Raw genomic sequence first — 18242 nt, 5'->3', positions numbered from 1 at the left:
AGGGCTATGCCAATTTTATAAAACTTATATAAATCGATATTTATCAATAACATATAACTTAATGTGATGTCGCGAGTATCGGGCTCGGAGTTTATCGAAGGGCTTGTTTGATCATTTGATGAAGTCTCGGCGAGGTTTTGTTGATTTGATCAATCCAGCTCAAGCGTGGTCCACGGTGAACCGCCAGGCGGCCACGCAAAGTCACTCAAGACTCTCGTCATGCAACAAGCCGCTTTTCTTCAGGCGATAGGCCAGTGCCGGCCGGGTCAAGCCGAGCATGCGAGCGGCTTGCGAGACGTTTTGGTGTGAAAGCTCCATGGCGCGGCGCATCAGCCGTTCTTCCACAGCATCCAGGCTGATGTTTTTATCAAAGATCTGCGTAACCCAATCGGGACAAGGTTCTTCACCGCCAGCCTGAACTAACGCGCCATCAGAGTTGAGACGATCACCGTGCGAATCGTCTGTTTTTGGGAAGACTGCAAAGAGTGCATCCTGGCCTATGGTCTCGTTGCTGTCGGTCAGGATGACGCCACGCTCAATCGTATTTTCCAATTCGCGAATATTCCCCGGCCAGGCGTAGCGGCGACACAATTCAAGAGCTTTGTCTGATAAACCCAGCGTTCGCTTGTGATATTGCAAGTGAAATTTGCTTATAAAGTGCTCGGCCAGCAGTGGCAGATCTTCAAGTCGCTCGCGCAGTGGGGGAATCTGCACCGGAAACACATTCAAGCGGTAATAAAGATCGGCGCGAAACCGGCCCGCTTCGACGGCGTCGGCGAGGCTTTCATTGGTAGCAGCGATGACTCGCACATTGATCTTGCGGGTTCGGGAATCGCCTACCCGTTCCAGTTCACCCTCTTGCAGTACCCGAAGTAATGTCGCCTGCGCTCTGGGCGTCAGCTCCACCACCTCGTCTAGAAAAATCGTCCCTCCGTTGGCCCGTTCAAAGCGTCCTGGGCGGGTTTGATTGGCGCCGGTAAAAGCGCCTTTCTCAACACCAAACAATTCGGCTTCAATCAGGTCCTGAGGAATGGCAGCGCAGTTCACTGCGACAAACGCTTGCTCGGCGCGATCACTGCGCAGATGCACGCTCCGTGCGATGACCTCCTTGCCGACGCCAGTTTCTCCGAGCAGTAGGACGGAAATTTTTCCTTTGGCAGCCTTGTCGATCATCTTGCATACCTTCAAATAGGCAGGCGAGCGCCCTACTCCATAGAATTGAGCTTCCTGCTTCTCCAGGCTTCTACGCAGAGAGCTGATCTGTGATTGCAGTTCATACAGCTCCTCGATGATTGGGTCGGCTTGAAAGTACTGTCTGAATTCTGCGGCGTTCTCCCATTCCTCGGCAGGTTTACCAATAATGATGCAGCGCTCATCCCCGCATCCGCGACAGGTCGTTTCTTGGATGATGATTTCGCGTTTCATGAATGAAGAACTGTACGCACAGGCGTAGCCCAACAAAGACCAACAGACTGGTTCCTCCATCAGGCCGACTTCAGTCAGGCAAGTCTCGACCTCAAAGGAGTCAATCCATTCGAGCTCGCAATAAAAATGGCCGCTCTCCTGATCCAGCTCTAACTGAATGGGTTTCGCATTGACCATACCTTTGAGGGAATGCAGTTGCGGGCCGACCAGAAACATCTGCAACTGCGGACTGTCTGGTCTGAGCTTGCGGGCCATTTCCGCATCCTTGAGTCCAGACTGGTAGCCAAGGCGCAAGAAGAACCCCTTGGCGCGGTCGACGCCGAGGCTATTGATGAGTTCACGGCGAAAATTAGCCATCGCCGATACCTGCATCAACAACATGCGCTGCTCGCCAAACCAGATCTTGCCTTCCGTGCTTTGAAAACGAACCTGGTCGCTCAGGTCGTGAAAGCCGGAATAGTGGAGCTCAGGGTTGTAACTGACAGCCATTGAGAGAGACCTCGATTATTGTTTTGAGCGGTCTTGATCAAGCTGTGGCGCCGAGTGAAAGCACCGAAACAATCGATCGCGATATGAAGGGATTTTAGTGCATTGCTACGCAGAGCCAGCGGGCCTCCCGATGCAAAGACATGACGGTGCACGGGCTTCGCGGGCAGATGAAGGCAGTTACCAAGCGCCAAAGTCAGCCAGGCTTAATGTTGGTGATCTGGCCCGAGCCGGCCATGTGCTGTGTTGGACTAGGTATTGGTCATTCGCAATATCCCAGCAGATTGCGAATGCACGCCTTCAGTATCGGCCGTCGATGAACGCGGGAATGGGGCGCCTCCCTGGCAAAGCGGTACTTCACTGGCCCCTCACTCCCGTGCTGATCAACCTTCAGCGGGTACCGGCGTGTCGAGCAATTGCTGCTCCCACAGATAAGCAATGCCGCTACCTGCAGCATGCTGGAGAAGCACATCGGTTACAGCGCCTGCCGTATCGAGGCGTGCCCAGTCGCGTTGCCATTCAGCCATGACTGCCAACCAGGTCATGACATTTGCCCCGGCGCCGACCATGCGTTGGATTGCGACTTGATGGGCTTCGACCGAAACGCCACCGCACGCGTCGGTGACCACGGTAACGTCCCAGCCCTCGCCTAGTGCTTGAATCGCTGGCATGGCGACGCAGACCTCAGTCCACAGGCCAGCCAGGACCAATTGCTTGCGGCCTGTTGCCTTGACCGCGTCCACTACTTTCTTGTCTTCCCAAGTATTGATGAGCGTTCGGTCAATCACCTCCTGACCGGGGAAAACGTCGGTGATTTGCGGAAAGATCCAACCGCCACGCTCGGCAATCACACTGGTCAGAATGGTCGGGACGTTAAACGCCTTCGCAGCCTTCGCCAATGCTGTCGCACAGTTGACCGCTGCGTGCGGATCGTGGCTATTGAGATTGGTGAGTTGAAAAGGCTGGTGGTCGATCAACACAAGTACGGAGTCTTCTGGACGAAGAAGCGAAGCAAGACCGTTACGAAAAGCCATTAATCCATCCTCTTGTTGCCGTGGGTTGGCACGTTTATTTGCGGGATCAGTTTCCGTGCAGCGCGCCTTATGAGCGGCGATGCCTCATGCACTGTGCAGCGCCCTCAAACCTTCGGGTAGTAGCAGCGAATGACTAACTGTGTCGCGGAATGAGGAACGCCACGGTTTTTGCTGCCATTCTCTGGCGATGGCTTCACGGCTTCATGACGACGCGCCCCAGCGGTTTGCTTAGCTCCGCGAAGTCATGCGCAGCAGCCTGCGATAGGGTAAAGGCCCGTTCAATGACAACCCGTATACGCCCCCGCAATACATCCTGTAGCAGCTTGTCGACACTCGCACGCACTGCCGGCCGCTCGAAAAGTGGCCCCATGTACGCACAGATCAGGACGTCCCCGGGAACCGCTATTGGCGCCAAGGCGCGAACTCCGTAATGTGCAGTTCAGATGTACGTTCTGGTAGTCGCATTCCGTGCGTAGCTGCGTGACAAAAAAAGGAACGTGGAAATGGATATAGAAGAGCTTGAAACCTTTGTAGAAGTGGCCGATGCCGGCGGCATTTCCCGTGCGGCAACGCGCCTGGGCACGTCGAAATCTATCGTCAGTCGCCGGCTTGCCCGCCTGGAAGCAGAGCTGGGCGTGCAACTGATGGCGCGTACCACCCGCGGTGCGGCCCTTACCGAAGCTGGGGCGACCTTCCGCGACTACGCCGCCAGAATATGCGCTGAGGCCGAGTCGGCACGCGATGCGATCTTGCCTTCCGGCGAGCTTTGTGGCCGCCTGCGGATCGCCGCGCCCCTGACTTTGGGGCCAATACATTTCGCGCCGATCCTCGCGGAAATGGCCAGGCGTCACCCACAGCTTCATGTGCAAACGAACTACACCGATCGTTTCGTTGACCTCATCGCCGAGGGGTATGACTGCGCGATACGGGTGGGCTACCTGCCCGATTCCAACATGATCGCCCGGTGTATCGGACCGATCTTTGGCCAATTGGTGGCAAGCCCCGTCTATATCAAGGCGCATGGAGCGCCCGAAACACCCGACGAAGTCGTCAGCCACCAAGCACTGATGCAAGGCAATGAATCGTGGTCATTCATGGATGGTGACACGATGGTTACGGTGCGCCCGCAGGGAACGTTCAAAGCCGACAATGGCACCGCATTGCTGGCCGCAGCTTTGGCCGGCATCGGCATTGCCTGGTTACCTGACTGGGTCACGCATGAGCATTTGGCGAGCGGCGCACTTGTAGCGATCATGACGGATTATCCGCCGCCTCCAGCAGGCGCTTATGTAGTTCGACCGCCAGGCCAGCACCCTGCGCGAAAGATAAGGGTGCTCACCGAATTGCTGCTTGAATACTGCGACCAGGCGGCACATATTCCTGAGTCGCCACAGAGCTGAAAGACCCGATTGCAAGCTCCCTTAGAGTGAGTCCTGAAAGCAAAGTATGGATACCAGGCTTACTTATTGATCCATCAGAGCTATCGCGGCTAATACGTCCAGTCCTGATCAGCGCACCCGAATATTTCTCCAAAGTTTCATTCCTCACTCGCGAATAACGCCAACACCCGGTTGGATGTTCCGATTTGTGCGACACAGTAATACAACCCACGAGACTACAAACCAAGGAACTGGATCCCTAATATCCGCCCCCGTATCGGCACGCTTGCACCATCCCTGGTGAATGCGCGCGGCCAAATAACTGCATGCCAGACAGGTGAGTAATGATCGATTTGGAAGGAAAACGTGCGTTGGTGACGGGAGGAGCTCGCGGGATCGGCGCCGCTATCGCAGTGGCACTGGCAGAGAATGGCGCCGATGTTGCGTTCACCTACCAGCAGTCGACGGAAAAAGCTGAGGCAGTGGCCAAATTCATCGCTGATAAAGGGCGTCGTGCTATCGCGATTCAAGCCGACAGTGCCAACCCGCAAGCCATTGAATGCGCAGTCGCGCAGGCCATCTCGACGCTGGGCGGCCTCGATATTCTCGTCAATAGCGCGGCTATCGGCTTGAACGGAATGATCGCCGACATTGATGTAGACGACTATCAAGCACTGATGGATATCAACGTGCGAGGCCCCGTCCTGTTCGCAAAGGCGGTCATCCCGCATCTGCCCGCTGGCGGAAGAATCATCACAATTGGCTCGGGACTGGCAGAGCGGGTGCCCTTTGCGGGTGTAACAGCCTATGCAATGTCCAAGTCGGCGTTGCTCGCATTCACCCGGGGTTTGTCACGTGAACTCGGCCCCACCGGCATAACCGTTAATCTTGTTCAGCCGGGATCGGTCGACACCGACGCAAATCCAGCCTTCGGCCCCGCCGGCGACTTTCAGCGGAGCCTGTCGTCCTTGGGACGTTTTGGCGAGCCTCGCGAGGTTGCGAGTGCGGTGGTCTATCTGGCCAGTCCTGCCGCGAGCCTGATCACTGGCGCCATCCTGACCGTGGACGGCGGTGCGATCGCTTGACTAACGCTCAGGCAGCTGTCCGCAGTGGACGGCAGCCATGGACTGTTGGTCAGGGGTTGAAACGCACTAATGGCCATTTGCAGAGGCAGGAAGCATTGGATATTGATGATCTTCGAACCTTCGTCGAGGTAGCCGACGCGGGCGGTGTTTCGTCGGCGGCCCGGCGACTGGGTGTTGCGAAATCGATAATAAGCCGCAGGCTTCTGAAGCTGGAAACCCAACTGGGTGTGCAGCTATTGGCCAGGACAACCCGTGGTGCTGCTGTCACCGAAGCGGGAGCCGCCTTGCGAGAGTATGCGGCGCGGATCGTCGCTGAGTTTGACGCGGCCAGGGACGCCATTGTTCCAGATGGAGACCTTCGAGGTCGCTTCCGGATCGCAGCACCGATCTCGTACGGCCCGACACATATTGCCCCCGTGCTTGCTGAAATGGGGCGACGCCACCCTCTCCTGCACATTCATGCAAGTTACAGCGATCGTATCGTCGATCTGATTGGCGAGGGCTTCGATTGTGCTATTCGGGTCGGCCATTTACAGAGCTCCAATTTCATCGCAAAGCGTGTGGGCAGCATTCACGGCAAACTCGTGGCAAGCCCAGGCTATGTGAGTACACATGGAGCGCCAGAGGCTCCCCACGAGATTCTTGCGCATGAATCTCTTATGCAAGGTGCGGAAACCTGGCGGTTTATGGATGGCCAAAAGTCCATCATGGTTAATCCCCAAGGGCGCTTCAAGGCTGACAATCCTGTCGCGCTCGCCGCGGCAGCCGTTGCAGGTCTGGGTCTTGGGTACCTTTCTGACAGCGTCATCGACGAGCACATCAAATCTGGCGCATTGGTGTCCGTCATGCACAGATATCCCCCTGTTCCGGCGGGTATTTACATTGTTCGCCCCCAAAGCCAGCACCCTGCGCGAAAGATACGGGTGCTGACGGACATGCTGGTCGATTGGTTCGCAGATGTGAGCCCGGGCAACGTCCTCTCCCTTTAGAAGGCAAGCCACTCGGGACGGCGAGCGTTCAATCTATCCAATTGCCGGACGCATCTTCCACTCGTAGTTCCTGCACAACCATGCCATTCGCCTGCATGCAGGCGCTGAGCTGCGCATGTTTGCCTAAGATCAATCGCCTGAGTAGAATGCGATTCATTATCAATCATGTATGTCCCGGGATGCCGATGCGTAGCGATGAAACACTAGGTACTGCAGATCCAGGGCTGCTCTATCGCACCCACTTTTCGTGGTTACAGGGCTGGCTGATTCGGCGCATCGGCTGTCGCGACAACGCCGCAGATCTGGCGCAGGACACCTTTGTGCGTGTGCTCAAACACCGCCATCAGTCCGGCGCCCTGCGCGAGCCACGCGCCTATTTGAGCAGCATTGCCCGCGGTCTGATGATTGATCAGTATCGTCGTCGCGAACTCGAACGTGCCTACCTGGAAAGCATCACCTTGCTGCCGCAACACGAGGTTCCATCGGAAGAAAGCCGGCTGATGATTCTCGATGCGCTCGAGCGCATAGACCGTTTGCTCGACTCGCTTAAACCAAGAGTACGCCAGGCGTTTTTATTTGCCCGACTCGACGGTCTGACCTGCGCGCAAATCGCCGAAAAGCTCGGTGTTTCCCGCGCGACGGTGGAGCGCGATCTGGCCACGGCCCTGCAACATTGCTATCGCTTGCGTTATGTCGAGGCCTGAGCCCGAGGCGCTGGATCCGGCCATTGTCGAGCAGGCGATCCAATGGCTGGTGCGCCTTCGCTTCAATCAAGCCGATGAACAGACACAGCGCACGTTCGAGCACTGGCTGCGGCAGCGCCCGGAGCATGGATTGGCGTGGCAGCGTGTGGAAACGCTTGGCGATGAATTTGAAGGCGTGCCAGCTCAACTGGCTCGACAAACCCTTAAGGGCGCCCAACATGGAATGCGCCGGCGGGAAAGCCTGAAGCTACTGGGCGTATTGGCGACCGTCGGCACGGCAGCCTGGCTCGGCCGCGACTACACCCCCCTGCCCTCCATGCTTGCACAGCAGCGCAGCAGCACCGGCGAGCAACGACGTTTCCAACTCGATGATGGCAGCCTTATCCTGCTCAATAGCGACAGCGCCGTCGACAGCGATTTCGACGCCCAGCGGCGCCTGATCATCCTGCGCCGTGGTGAAATCATCGTGAATGTCGGTGCGGATCAACACTCGCCGCAAGCGCGACCACTCTGGGTGCAATCACGCGACGGAATGATGCGAGCCCATAGCTCGCGCTTTCTGGTCCGCGAGCGTGACGACGGCACGCTGGTCGCGGCTCAGGAGGGATCAGTCACGGTTTTCACCGGTTCCGGTCAAGCGTCTGCGAGCCGCAACGTCCTGGCAGGTAACCAACTGCTGTTCACATCAAGTGACGCCCGAAGGTTCAGGGACAACGGCCTTGATCCATGGGGTTGGGGTGACGGTGTGATCAGTGCGAACCATATGCGCCTTGGTGACTTCATCGCAGAGTTGTCGCGTTATCGCCCAGGAGTCCTGCGCTGCGCCGAAGAGGTCGCTGATCGTCGCGTTTCCGGCACTTTCCAGCTCGCCGACAACGATCGGGTCCTGGCATTGATCGCGCAGTCACTGCGCCTGCACATTGATTACCGAACCCGTTATTGGGTCACCGTAACCGCTGCCACCTGACTCCACCCGAATATTTTTTCGCTACCTGAAAAATAATGAGGTGGTTTCTCATTCTCGTTCGACCTGTAAGGAAGGCCGGAATACAGGCCAGTCTGCCGATGTCCTTTCTTGGAGCGAGAAAATGAGTTCGTCCCCGGTTTCACAGCGCCATCCATTAAGTCGTGCCATGCACGGTGCGATCTTGGGTTTGATCGTGAGCAGCTACGCATTGCCATCGCTGGCGCAAACCTCGGGCGCTGACCACAGCGATCAAGTCAAACAGTGGAATATCGCCCCCGGCCCACTGGCGCCGGCGCTTGACCGTTTTGCGCGCGAAGCTGGCATCAGCCTTTCCTTCGACGCCTCGAGTGTGGCGAACCGCACCACGGCTGGCGTGAATGGCACGCTCGATACCTCGGCAGCGCTGTCATCCTTGCTCCAGGGCAGCGAGTTGCAGATCGAACAGCAAGGCCCAAATGCTTACCTGCTGACCCCTCAAGCAAAAACCGCCGGCCCGCTGGAGCTCGACGCAACGGCCGTCGAGGACTACCGCCTCGCCCCGCTCATCATCAATGCCAAGGTTCGGGTCAGTGCCGACGACGACGCCAACTCGGTGGTCGCCAAGGAACTCTGGGTTGGCGGCAAGGTGGCCACCAGCATTCTCAATACACCGGCATCGGTGTCAGTGGTGACCAACAAGGAAATGCAGCAACGCAGCGTCAGCACCACGGAAGAAGCGCTGCAATACACGCCGGGCGTGATCAGCGACTTTTATGGTACGGATGATCGCAACGACTATTTCCAGATCCGCGGCTTCCAGGCCACCACTTACCGTGACGGCTTGACCCTCAGCTCAATGCGCGGCGTACGCGAAGATCCGTTCGCCTATGAGCGCATCGAGATTCTGCGTGGCGCCAACTCCACCCTGTTTGGCCCTGCGGACCCGGGCGGTTCGGTAAATTTCGTGACCAAACAGCCGCGCTTCGAGAAGTTTGGCCAAGGCTATGTGACCTACGGTTCGTTTGACCATGTCGAGACCGGCATCGATGTCGGCGATGCGCTGAACGACGAGAAAACCCTGGCCGGCCGCTTTACTGCCAAAGGCCAGAACAGCGATCGCGAGTACGATCACTCGCAGGACGACAACCAGTTGTTTATGGGTGGCCTCACCTGGGCACCGACGGATTACACGTCCGCCACGATGATTCTGGACTACCTGAAAACCGAGAGTTCGCCCAACAGCGGCGGCTATCCACTGGATCGGGAATACGACCGCAGCAAGTTTTATGGCGAGCCCAGCTACAACTTCCACGATGTCGAGCGCACCAGCCTCAGCGGTAACGTCACCCATGATTTCGACAACGGTTTCGTGCTGCGCAGCAATCTGCGTTTCAGCAAGTTGACCGATGATTTTGGCTACGTGTACCTCAGCGACAGCGCCGCACGTGTCGGTACCACCGTCGATCGATACCTGTTTGGCACGGACACTGAAGCCGACCAGTTCAACGGCAATCTGATGCTGCAATACGATGCCCGCTTCGAGAACATCGACAGCAGCAGCCTGGTGGGCGTGGAGTATCTCGATTCGACCACCAAGGAAAGCTCGGTCTACGCCCTGACGACCCCGATCGACATTGCCAACCCGGTGTTTACTGGCGTTCCACGCTCAATCGCGCCGTATGCTGTCAACAAACGAGACGCGACCACCAAGGCCGTCTTCCTTCAGCAGAACCTGTCGTTCTACGAGCGCTTCATCGTCACCGGGGGTGTGCGCAACGACTCGATGGACCTGACCAGCAAAGGCTTGCAATCCACTGAGAAAGACACCTTCTCCGAAACCTCCTACCGAGGTGCGTTGACCTATATCGTCAACGATGAGGTGTCCACCTACGTGAGCATGGTCGAATCCGTCTCGCCGCCGCAGGTTGGCGTGACACCGCAGACAGGCAGGCAGTACGAAGTGGGCGTGAAGTATGCGCCGATGGGAATGGATGCACTGTTCTCCGCCGCCGTGTATGACCTGACCCAGGAAAACGTCACCATCGCCGTGGTGCTGCCGAGCGGCATCATCGAGCAGCAGACGGTGGGTGAATCACGTGCACGCGGCCTCGACCTGGAGGCCAAGGCGCAGGTGACGCAGAACCTCAGCCTGATCGGTGGCTATTCCTATATGGAGTCCGAAGTACTGCGCGGTTCGTTGTACGACGGCAGCTCGCTGAAGGGTAACGAGTTCGCCACGGCACCCAAACATTCAGCTTCGCTCTGGAGTTACTACGACGTACCCGCCACTGATGTCAGCGTGGGCCTGGGTGCGCGCTACGTCGGCGCTTATTACTTCGATGCAGCCAACTCCGGCAAAAGCGATGGCACCACGCTGTTCGACGCCGCCTTCAACTACAAGATCGCCAAAGGCACCGACCTGGCTGTGAACCTCAGCAACCTGCTGGACGAGCAGCACGTGGTCGGCTCCGGCACTGCGAACTTCTACAACCCGGGCCGCGAGATTACCGCCAAGCTGAGCTACAACTGGTAAGCAGACGGGTAAGCATTTTTCCCCATAAAGAAAACGGTGCCCGCGTTACCGCGAGCACCGTTAACTACGGGCAATACCAAGGTTGATCTACGCTTGAATGAAATCACGCGGAAAAACAGATCATGTCCCTCGCTCCCGGAAGTCTATTGGCCCTGGTTTTGGGTGTCTTCGTTTGCACATCCGTGCTCGGACAAGGGGCAGCAGACAGCGATTCTCCACCGGCGATACTGCCCTTGGCATCCGAGAGTGCGCCGAGACTCATTGCCTACCCGCCGCTTGCCGAGCCGCTTGCCCGTGGAGTGGTCATCATCCAGTTTCGAACAGAGCACGCCAGGATCATGCCGGTATTTGGCAAAGTGGCTGCTGAGGTATCACCACGCTTAGGTCACCTTCACGTGACCGTCGATGACTGGAAAGGTACGTGGGCGCACACCAGTGAAGACCCGATTATCCTGGTCGGGCTAACGCCCGGTCCTCACAAGGTTCTCTTGGAAGTGGCCGATCCGACGCACCAGATCATCACCAGTACGACAGTGAGTTTTACAGTACCGGAGAAGAAACCGATGGACGCTCCCCGTACTGACGATCATCACGCGGTAAAACCATGACTGCTGTGCTATTCACCGAAACAGGCAACAATCGGCGTCTCTGCCAGCGAATGACTGGCTCAATATCTCCAGAAAACCGGGGTCACGAGCACCAACACCGTCAGGATTTCCAACCGGCCTAGCAGCATGCCAACGGTGAGTAGCCATTTGGCCGCATCCGGCAGTGACGAGAAATTACCTGCCGGCCCGATGATTGTGCCCAGGCCGGGGCCGACGTTACACACCGCCGTCGCGGCACCGCTCAGGGCGGTAATCCAATCAAGCCCGATCAGTGCCAGGCCCAAAGCGATGGCGGCAATCGTGATGGTGAAAAAAAACGAGAAGGTCAGGAGCGAGCGGACGATTTCCTCGTCGATGGGATGGCCGTTGTATTTTTTCTGAATCACGGCTCGGGGGTGGATCAACTGCTTCAAGCTGCTGACCAGAAGCGCGGCAGCCACCTGAAAACGGAAGATTTTCAGCCCGCCTGCCGTTGAGCCGGAACAGCCTCCGACGAAGGTCAGATAGAAAAACAGCAACACAGCGAAGCTGCCCCACAAGGTGTAGTCGCCAACCGCAACTCCGGTGGTCGTGACCACCGAGGTCACATTGACCGCCACGATACGAAACGCGTCCCACCATCCGTAGTCGCTGTGCAAATACAGCCAGGTACCTACCGCCAACGATGTGACGAGCAGGAATCCAATAAACCCGCGTACCTGGTGGTCCCTGATCAGCGCACGCCGATTGCCCCGGCAGGTTGCGACGTACAAGGTGAATGGCAGACTGCCCAGAATCATGATGACTACCGCCACCCAGTGAATTGCTGGCTGCTCCCAGTGCCCGAGGGAGGAATCCGACGTCGAGAACCCACCGGTAGAGATCAACGACATTGCGTGGTTGATCGCTTCGAATGGGGTCATTCCTGCGAGCCAGAGCGCCAAAGTGCCGATACCCGTCAGGCCCAGATAGAGCAAAAGAATGTACTTGGCTGCGACATGAGAACGTGGTGTCACTTTCTCCGACCAGTCCGAGGACTCTGTCTGGAAAAGACGCATGCCGCCGACTCGCAAGAGCGGAAGAATCGCGACAGCCATGCCGATAAAACCGATGCCGCCTAACCAATGCAGCATGGAACGCCAGATCAACAAGCCGGGAGAGGCGCTATCCAGACCGGTGAGTACCGTCGAGCCAGTGGTTGTGATGCCCGACATCGTTTCAAAGAACGCATCGGTGTAGCTGATATCGCTGATGAAAACCATTGGTAACGCTGCGAAGGCGCATACAACAACCCAGCTCGCGGTAGTCAGCAGGTACATGTCCCTGGGCCGAAGATTGCCAGTCTCCGGACGCCCTCGCATGATCAACAGCAGACCACAGATGAAGGTAATCAGACTCGACCAGAGAAAGGCCGACAGATCGTCGCTATGCTCATAGACCACCAGCGTCATCATGGGTATAGCCATGCTTACCGCTAGGGTGATCAAAAAAATACCCAAGATGAAGCCGATAAGCCGAATTGCTGCGAGAGACATCACGATAGCGTTCCAAATTAGCGCCGCGCAGTATCGGATGCCCTCAATAAAGACTGCGTAAATTCTCCGTAAAATTTTGACCTGCAATCAGTCAGGCTGCGGGAGTCAAAGCGTAGCTATGAGTCAATTACAGGCCTTCGCAACAGGCCGGAAACGGCACAAGCCGCCAGTGCCAGCCCTCTTCGCATCAAACGAGTGCCGGCCTGACGCTGCATGCTGCGCGTAAAATCTGGCTACAGCATGCAGCGCCGTGCAAACAGGTGTTGATCTGCGCTGATCGCTCATCAGGAGGAAACGAGTCTCGCGTAATCAGAGAAGGGCTTGAGCGCGCAGTACTGCACGTGTAGCAGATTCCCTTTGACGTAAGGCAGCGCCTCGATGTAATCACGCGCCTCTTCGAAGGTGGCGGATTCCAGTTCAAACGCGGCACCGGGACCATCGGCCAGCCCATGAACTGCGCGCACGATACCGCCAGCGAAGCCTTGCCAAACGTGCACTACCTCCGGTTTCGCCAGCCGCTTGAAGTCTTCTGCCGCTCCATCAGCACGGCGAGTCAGAATCACGAAGGTTTTCATGACACCTCCTCCGTTTTCAGCTGCTTGCGCTGGGTTGTTTCACCATACGCGACGTGCGCCATTATGCCGCTCTGGCCCACGGCCACATGCGGTTTAAGCTCATTGCGGGGAGTGTAGTCCCCACCGTTTTGGGGCCGGAAGGGTATTGGCGCATCTGTGAACAAATCCTCGAGTCGGGTGCGCCAAGCCTCTTTGGCTGCGACGGCATCTGCGGCGGTCAAGTTGCCAGTGCCGTATATGGCGAACGTCGGCAGCACATCGAACCCAGGAAAGTAGAGCGAGCCGTGCGTGATCGGAAATAGCAATTGCTCGAGTGGTCCGTTGATGCCGCGCGGCGAATAGTCATCTGCGGGGCCGCCGACAGCGACTGACAACATGGCCCGCTTGCCTTTGAAAGCGCCGTCACCATAGCGGTAGGCGTTGCCAGCGTCCTTGTAGCCGTGGGCGAGTCCGGCTGCCCAGACGCGATCTATCCATCCCTTCATGATGGCCGGCATGCCGTACCACCAAAGCGGAAACTGGAAGATGACAACGTCTGCCGCTAGAACCTTGTCTTGCTCCGCCGCCACGTCAGAGCTTTGGCTGCGATGACGATAGGCGTGGGCGGACTCTGCTCCGAACGAAAGCCGCTGAGGGTTGGCCCGCTGAGGAAAGTCGTGCTCGTCAAATATCGCTTTCCAGCCCATGGCGTATAGATCGGATTGCAGGACCTCGTGTCCTTGCGCAGTCAAGCATTCAACAGACACATCCACCAGTTGCCGCGTTAGCGACGAAGGCTCGGGATGGGCATAGATGATCAGTACTTTTTTCGACATGAAGGACGGCTCCACTGTGATTTCGAAGGAGTGTCGCGGGGCTCGGGCCATCTGTGAAATCGCAAAAGTTTGCTGCTAACATAAGATCGATGGATACCAGACGCCTTGATCTAAATCTGCTTGTGACGTTGGAGGCCCTTCTCATTGAGCAGAACGTGACCCGGGCTGCCGCTCGTCTGCATTTGAGCCAGCCAGCAGTCAGCGGTCAGTTGAGCCGTCTGCGCGACGTCTTCAACGACCCTCTTCTGATCCCCGCGCAGCGTGGAATGACGCCCACCGTCAAAGCCTTGGAGCTGCTCGTGCCGCTTCGCCAAGCACTTGACCAGGTAAGGGCGACCGTCACTACTCATCTGAATTTCGAGCCCGCGACGGCGAGCCTGACGGTATCAATCGCCTGCACGGATTACGTGCAGGCGGTTTTGATCAAGCATCTCGTTGTCGCCATGCGACGCGAAGCGCCGGGTGTTCGCATCGCACTGCGCATCCTGGACGTACCACAGCTGGAGCTGCAGATGACCCGCGGCGAGGTGGATCTGGCCGTGATAAACATGAACGGGGTTCCGCCCGCACTGCACTCGCAACACCTCTATGATGAGAGTTACGTGCTGATCGGGCGTCGTGGGCATCCCAGCCTGCGCGCGGACCTGACCGTGGATGAGTTCGCGCAGCTGGAACATGTCGTGGTGTCACTGCGCGGCGGAGGCTTCTCTACCTCGGTGGATCACGCGTTGGTAGCGCGCGGGCTGCGGCGTAACGTCGTTCATTCAGCGTCGTCATTCCTTCCAGTACCGGAGTTGGTCGCGCAGTCGGATTGTGTGGCCCTGGTTCCAAGTCGTCTTGTAGACGGTCGCAGCGAGCAACTGCTGTGCGTAGCCCCTCCCTTGCCGGTGGAAGGTTTTGCGATTGGCTTGTTCTGGCATGAGCGGTCGGATGGGCATGCCGGCTTCAAATGGGTACGTGAGTTCATCACTCTCGTGGCCGATTCTCGTGCATCCGATTATGGCAACCCATGAACTCTGGCAACCTTAAAACCCGTCCAGACAAGCTAGCGTGTCGAGTACTCGATAGGTCAAAGGCTCGCTGGTTGGCTCGCTCTTGCAAGCTCGTTGAGGCAATAAATCTACATCCATCTACGTATGGCCGATTATGGTTTTATCGGCATACCTGAATGACTGTTTTTGGCCGGAAGCTGCCTCCCACGCAGCGAACCGTGAATGGTCACTCGTCAAACAAGGTCCAGCCATGGCAAATGCCGGCAAAGTCTTTTGCCGTAAAAAATAATGTCAGTTCCTTTGGGTCAAATTCTTTGTAGAGCCAATGCCCAGGAATGGGGCCTCTCGTTATCACGTATTCCAAGCGGTATTTTTGAACAGGTCCAAAACCGAAGGAGTGTGAATTCAACTCAAACCTGTCACCTCTGTTGAGCGCCCATAGCTTTTCAACAAGGCAGTCATCAAGCACCACCTCTCCTGCTACCTCAACGAGATACTTTGAATGAAGTTTCTGTTGAAGCCTAACGCTTCTGGCCATGCATCAACCTACCTCTGAACAGTCCGAGCATCGGCACAATAATACTTGAACATGATGATGACCGCTTTGGGTTGAAAAAAGTGCGTTGGGCGTCCGCTTTTGGTCGATAGCTGCCATTCGCCACTGGCAGCTATCAGCTGAGACGCTCATACATCTGGCCCAAGCAAGCCACTCACCAAACCTGGCCCCAGGTTTGTCCTGCCTGAACTCCCAAACCCGCACAAAAAAATCACCGATTCATTGTCAGTTGATTTTTTTCGGCCTATCTTGAATAAAACCTATACAGCCAACCTGTATGCGTACAACCTTTTCGCCCGACAGTGTCCCTAACCCGCACCGCCACGAGTAACCCGAATGAGCCCACTATTAGCCAGCCATTACCGTGAAATCCTCGTTGGCGTCGGTGAGAACCCGGAACGCGAGGGTTTGCTGGACACGCCCCAGCGCGCCGCCAAGGCGATGCAATACCTGTGCAACGGTTACGCGATGAGCCTGGAAGACGTCACCAACGGTGCGCTGTTCGAGTCGCAGAGCGATGAGATGGTGATCGTCAGCGATATCGAGCTTTATTCGCTGTGTGAGCATCACATGCTGCCGTTTATTGGCAAGGCGCATGTGGCGTATATCCCTACTGGCCGGGTGTTGGGGCTGTCGAAGGTCGCGCGGGTGGTCGACATGTTCGCGCGGCGTCTGCAGATCCAGGAAAACCTTACTCGGCAGATTGCTCAGGCGATCCAGCAGATCACCGATGCTGCCGGTGTCGCGGTGGTTATTGAAGCCAGGCACATGTGCATGATGATGCGCGGCGTCGAGAAGCAGAATTCGATCATGACCTCCTCGGTCATGCTCGGTGCCTTTCGCGACAGCTCGACGACGCGGCAGGAATTTCTCCAGCTCATCGGTCGGCGTTAGGCCTATACACAGCCTGTTAACTGTACAAGCTCAAGGAGTTCGAAGATGACCCGATTTCTCCTGCTGTTAGGACTGGCGCTCAGCATCGCAAGCTGCGGCAGTGTCGATGTTGCTCGTTACGCTGACCAGCAACCGGCATTGAGTCTGGAGCAGTTTTTCAGCCAGCCCGTCAAAGCCTGGGGAATGTTCCAGAAGCGCAACGGCGAAGTGGTCAAGCGTTTCGAGGTCGATATTGCCAGCCGTCGTGAGGGTGAAAACCTGATCCTCGACGAGCGCTTCCGTTACAGCGACGGCACCCGTGAGCGTCGGGTCTGGACCCTCACGCCCGGGGGCAATGGTCAGTGGAGCGGTCGCGCGCACGATGTGGTCGGGGTTGCGCAGGGCCAGATTGCTGGAAACACCTTCCACTGGCGTTATCGCCTGAACCTGCCAGTTGATGATTCGACCTACGAGATGAGCATGGACGACTGGATGTACCTGGTCGACGAGGACACGCTGATCAACCGCACCAGTATGTCCAAGTGGGGTATTGAGGTCGGCCAGGTGACGGTGTTCTTCCGGCGCCAGAACGCTGGAGCGAACCCATGAGCAGTGGGTTGACCCTGGCCTCGTTCGGCGACGGTTATCGCGCTCTGGTGATCGGCGCCAGTGGCGCCCTCGGCACGGCGTTCTGCCAACATTTGAACCAGGATCCACGCTGCGCCAGCGTCCGTACGCTGGGACGCCAGACTGTGCCGAAGCTCGACCTCGAGCAGCCCGAAACGATCGCCAGCGCCGCCGCCGAACTGGCTGCCGAAGCGCCCTATCACCTGATCATTCACGCGGCGGGCCTGCTCCATCGCGACCAAGTCAAGCCGGAAAAAAGCTACAGCGCAGTCGAAGCCGAGTCGCTGCAGGCGGTGTTTCAAGTCAACACGCTGGGGCCGGCGTTGCTGCTGCGCGACTTTCTGCCATTGCTTGCGCCTCAAGGCGCGATGGCGATGCTGTCGGCGAAAGTCGGCAGCATCGGCGACAACCGTTTGGGCGGCTGGTACGCCTATCGCGCGTCCAAGGCTGCGCTGAACATGTTGATCAAGACCGCCGCCATCGAGCTTTCGCGCACGCGCCCGCAGAGTCGCTTGCTCAGCCTGCACCCAGGCACGGTGGTCTCGCCGTTGTCGCAACCTTTTCGCGGAGCCTCAAGCGCCCGCCCGGCAGACATTGCCGCCGGGCAATTACTCAGTCTGATTGACACGTTAACGCCGGCCGACAGCGGCCATTTCTTCGCCTACGATGGAGAACGCCTGCCCTGGTAGGCAAGGAGTGAAGCATGAATCTGCAAACCCTCACCGAACGTGCGGCCAACAGTGAAGTTCGCGAACTGGAGCTGCTGTCACTTGAAGGTGGTTTTTATCTGGCGAGAATTCGCGTGGATCAGGGCCAATTCACCTTGCTCGATGACGCGGCCAAGCCAATGCACCTGCGTTCGATCACCCACCTGCGCGACTTGCTGCAAACCGTGCCGGCGTTTCCCTGCGTACTGGTGCAACAATGCGTGCACGACGAAATGTGCGGTCGGGATTCAGGGCCGGTTGAAGAGCTGCGCATTCCATTTTCGCTGACCACGCCTTTATGAGTCTCAAGCGCGGCGAGCACTGAATGGCAGGCTGATAAGGCGCGCGTCGCCCACCGGCGACGCATTTATCGAACCCCTGCCCCGTCCACGGG

The 18242-nt window shown here is 57.4% G+C and carries 18 protein-coding genes; 12 read left to right on the top strand and 6 right to left on the bottom strand.

Translation table 11 applies throughout. The features are described from left to right. Nucleotides 1-201: 201 nt before the first annotated feature. Nucleotides 202-1914: a sigma-54-dependent Fis family transcriptional regulator gene (locus D8U70_RS09385; RefSeq protein WP_071172470.1), complete on the bottom strand. Its 1713-nt coding sequence runs from the start codon at nt 1912-1914 to the stop codon at nt 202-204. Nucleotides 1915-2294: 380 nt separating this feature from the next. Beyond that, entirely contained in the window at nt 2295-2945 is a 651-nt protein-coding gene (locus D8U70_RS09380; protein WP_071172471.1) for a hydrolase, read from the bottom strand. Between the two features lie 503 nt (nt 2946-3448). Between D8U70_RS09380 and D8U70_RS09375 the strand changes: the two genes are divergently transcribed. The 7 genes from D8U70_RS09375 (at nt 3449) to D8U70_RS09345 (ending at nt 11189) form a co-directional block, all read left to right on the top strand. Further along, nucleotides 3449-4345 carry a LysR family transcriptional regulator gene (locus D8U70_RS09375; protein WP_016774759.1) on the top strand — a complete coding sequence of 299 codons (897 nt, stop codon included), beginning with the start codon at nt 3449-3451 and terminating at the stop codon, nt 4343-4345. Between the two features lie 323 nt (nt 4346-4668). Next, nucleotides 4669-5409 (top strand): SDR family oxidoreductase, encoded by a 741-nt coding sequence (locus D8U70_RS09370; RefSeq protein ID WP_122706224.1) that lies wholly within the window; start codon nt 4669-4671, stop codon nt 5407-5409. Nucleotides 5410-5504: 95 nt separating this feature from the next. Continuing rightward, the gene (locus tag D8U70_RS09365) at nt 5505-6398 is read left to right on the top strand and encodes a LysR family transcriptional regulator (RefSeq protein WP_122706226.1); all 894 of its coding nucleotides are present in this window, start codon (nt 5505-5507) and stop codon (nt 6396-6398) included. Between the two features lie 185 nt (nt 6399-6583). Beyond that, the gene (locus tag D8U70_RS09360; RefSeq protein WP_051600722.1) at nt 6584-7102 is read left to right on the top strand and encodes a sigma-70 family RNA polymerase sigma factor; all 519 of its coding nucleotides are present in this window, start codon (nt 6584-6586) and stop codon (nt 7100-7102) included. Further along, the gene (locus tag D8U70_RS09355; RefSeq protein ID WP_130928703.1) at nt 7089-8069 is read left to right on the top strand and encodes a FecR domain-containing protein; all 981 of its coding nucleotides are present in this window, start codon (nt 7089-7091) and stop codon (nt 8067-8069) included. The genes D8U70_RS09360 and D8U70_RS09355 overlap by 14 nt, the downstream gene beginning before the upstream one ends. Before the next feature lie 121 nt (nt 8070-8190). Beyond that, complete coding sequence (locus D8U70_RS09350; protein ID WP_130928702.1) at nt 8191-10581, top strand: TonB-dependent siderophore receptor; 2391 nt, start codon at nt 8191-8193, stop codon at nt 10579-10581. A gap of 122 nt (nt 10582-10703) precedes the next feature. Continuing rightward, complete coding sequence (locus D8U70_RS09345) at nt 10704-11189, top strand: DUF6130 family protein (protein ID WP_130928701.1); 486 nt, start codon at nt 10704-10706, stop codon at nt 11187-11189. Between the two features lie 59 nt (nt 11190-11248). Here D8U70_RS09345 and D8U70_RS09340 read toward each other — a convergent pair whose 3' ends face one another. From D8U70_RS09340 to D8U70_RS09330, 3 genes are all read right to left on the bottom strand, one after another. Beyond that, on the bottom strand, nt 11249-12703 hold the full coding sequence (locus D8U70_RS09340) for a TrkH family potassium uptake protein (RefSeq protein WP_130928700.1): 1455 nt from the start codon (nt 12701-12703) through the stop codon (nt 11249-11251). 284 nt (nt 12704-12987) lie between these two features. Further along, the gene (locus D8U70_RS09335) at nt 12988-13278 is read right to left on the bottom strand and encodes a hypothetical protein (protein WP_110645320.1); all 291 of its coding nucleotides are present in this window, start codon (nt 13276-13278) and stop codon (nt 12988-12990) included. After that, nucleotides 13275-14093 (bottom strand): NAD(P)H-dependent oxidoreductase, encoded by an 819-nt coding sequence (locus D8U70_RS09330; protein WP_110645321.1) that lies wholly within the window; start codon nt 14091-14093, stop codon nt 13275-13277. Before D8U70_RS09330 ends, D8U70_RS09335 begins: the two co-directional genes overlap by 4 nt. A gap of 89 nt (nt 14094-14182) precedes the next feature. On the opposite strand from D8U70_RS09330, the gene D8U70_RS09325 reads away from it, so the two are divergent. After that, complete coding sequence (locus D8U70_RS09325) at nt 14183-15106, top strand: LysR family transcriptional regulator (RefSeq protein ID WP_130928699.1); 924 nt, start codon at nt 14183-14185, stop codon at nt 15104-15106. Between the two features lie 205 nt (nt 15107-15311). Here the strand turns inward: D8U70_RS09325 and D8U70_RS09320 are convergent, their stop codons facing one another. Further along, nucleotides 15312-15623 carry a hypothetical protein gene (locus D8U70_RS09320; RefSeq protein WP_024012997.1) on the bottom strand — a complete coding sequence of 104 codons (312 nt, stop codon included), beginning with the start codon at nt 15621-15623 and terminating at the stop codon, nt 15312-15314. A 354-nt stretch (nt 15624-15977) separates the two neighbouring features. On the opposite strand from D8U70_RS09320, the gene folE reads away from it, so the two are divergent. The 4 genes from folE to D8U70_RS09300 are packed head-to-tail and all read left to right on the top strand — an operon-like array spanning nt 15978 to nt 18150. Continuing rightward, the gene (gene folE / locus D8U70_RS09315; RefSeq protein ID WP_016774771.1) at nt 15978-16535 is read left to right on the top strand and encodes a GTP cyclohydrolase I FolE; all 558 of its coding nucleotides are present in this window, start codon (nt 15978-15980) and stop codon (nt 16533-16535) included. A gap of 45 nt (nt 16536-16580) precedes the next feature. Beyond that, entirely contained in the window at nt 16581-17123 is a 543-nt protein-coding gene (locus D8U70_RS09310) for a DUF3833 domain-containing protein (protein ID WP_130928698.1), read from the top strand. Beyond that, on the top strand, nt 17120-17830 hold the full coding sequence (locus D8U70_RS09305) for an SDR family oxidoreductase (RefSeq protein ID WP_130928697.1): 711 nt from the start codon (nt 17120-17122) through the stop codon (nt 17828-17830). The genes D8U70_RS09310 and D8U70_RS09305 overlap by 4 nt, the downstream gene beginning before the upstream one ends. Nucleotides 17831-17844: 14 nt before the next feature. After that, complete coding sequence (locus D8U70_RS09300) at nt 17845-18150, top strand: DUF6482 family protein (protein ID WP_016774774.1); 306 nt, start codon at nt 17845-17847, stop codon at nt 18148-18150. Nucleotides 18151-18242: the final 92 nt, after the last annotated feature.

This window comes from Pseudomonas sp. Sample_20 (assembly GCF_004307585.1).
Taxonomy (GTDB): Bacteria; Pseudomonadota; Gammaproteobacteria; order Pseudomonadales; family Pseudomonadaceae; genus Aquipseudomonas; species Aquipseudomonas atacamensis.
This window is presented reverse-complemented; position numbering and strand designations above follow the sequence as displayed.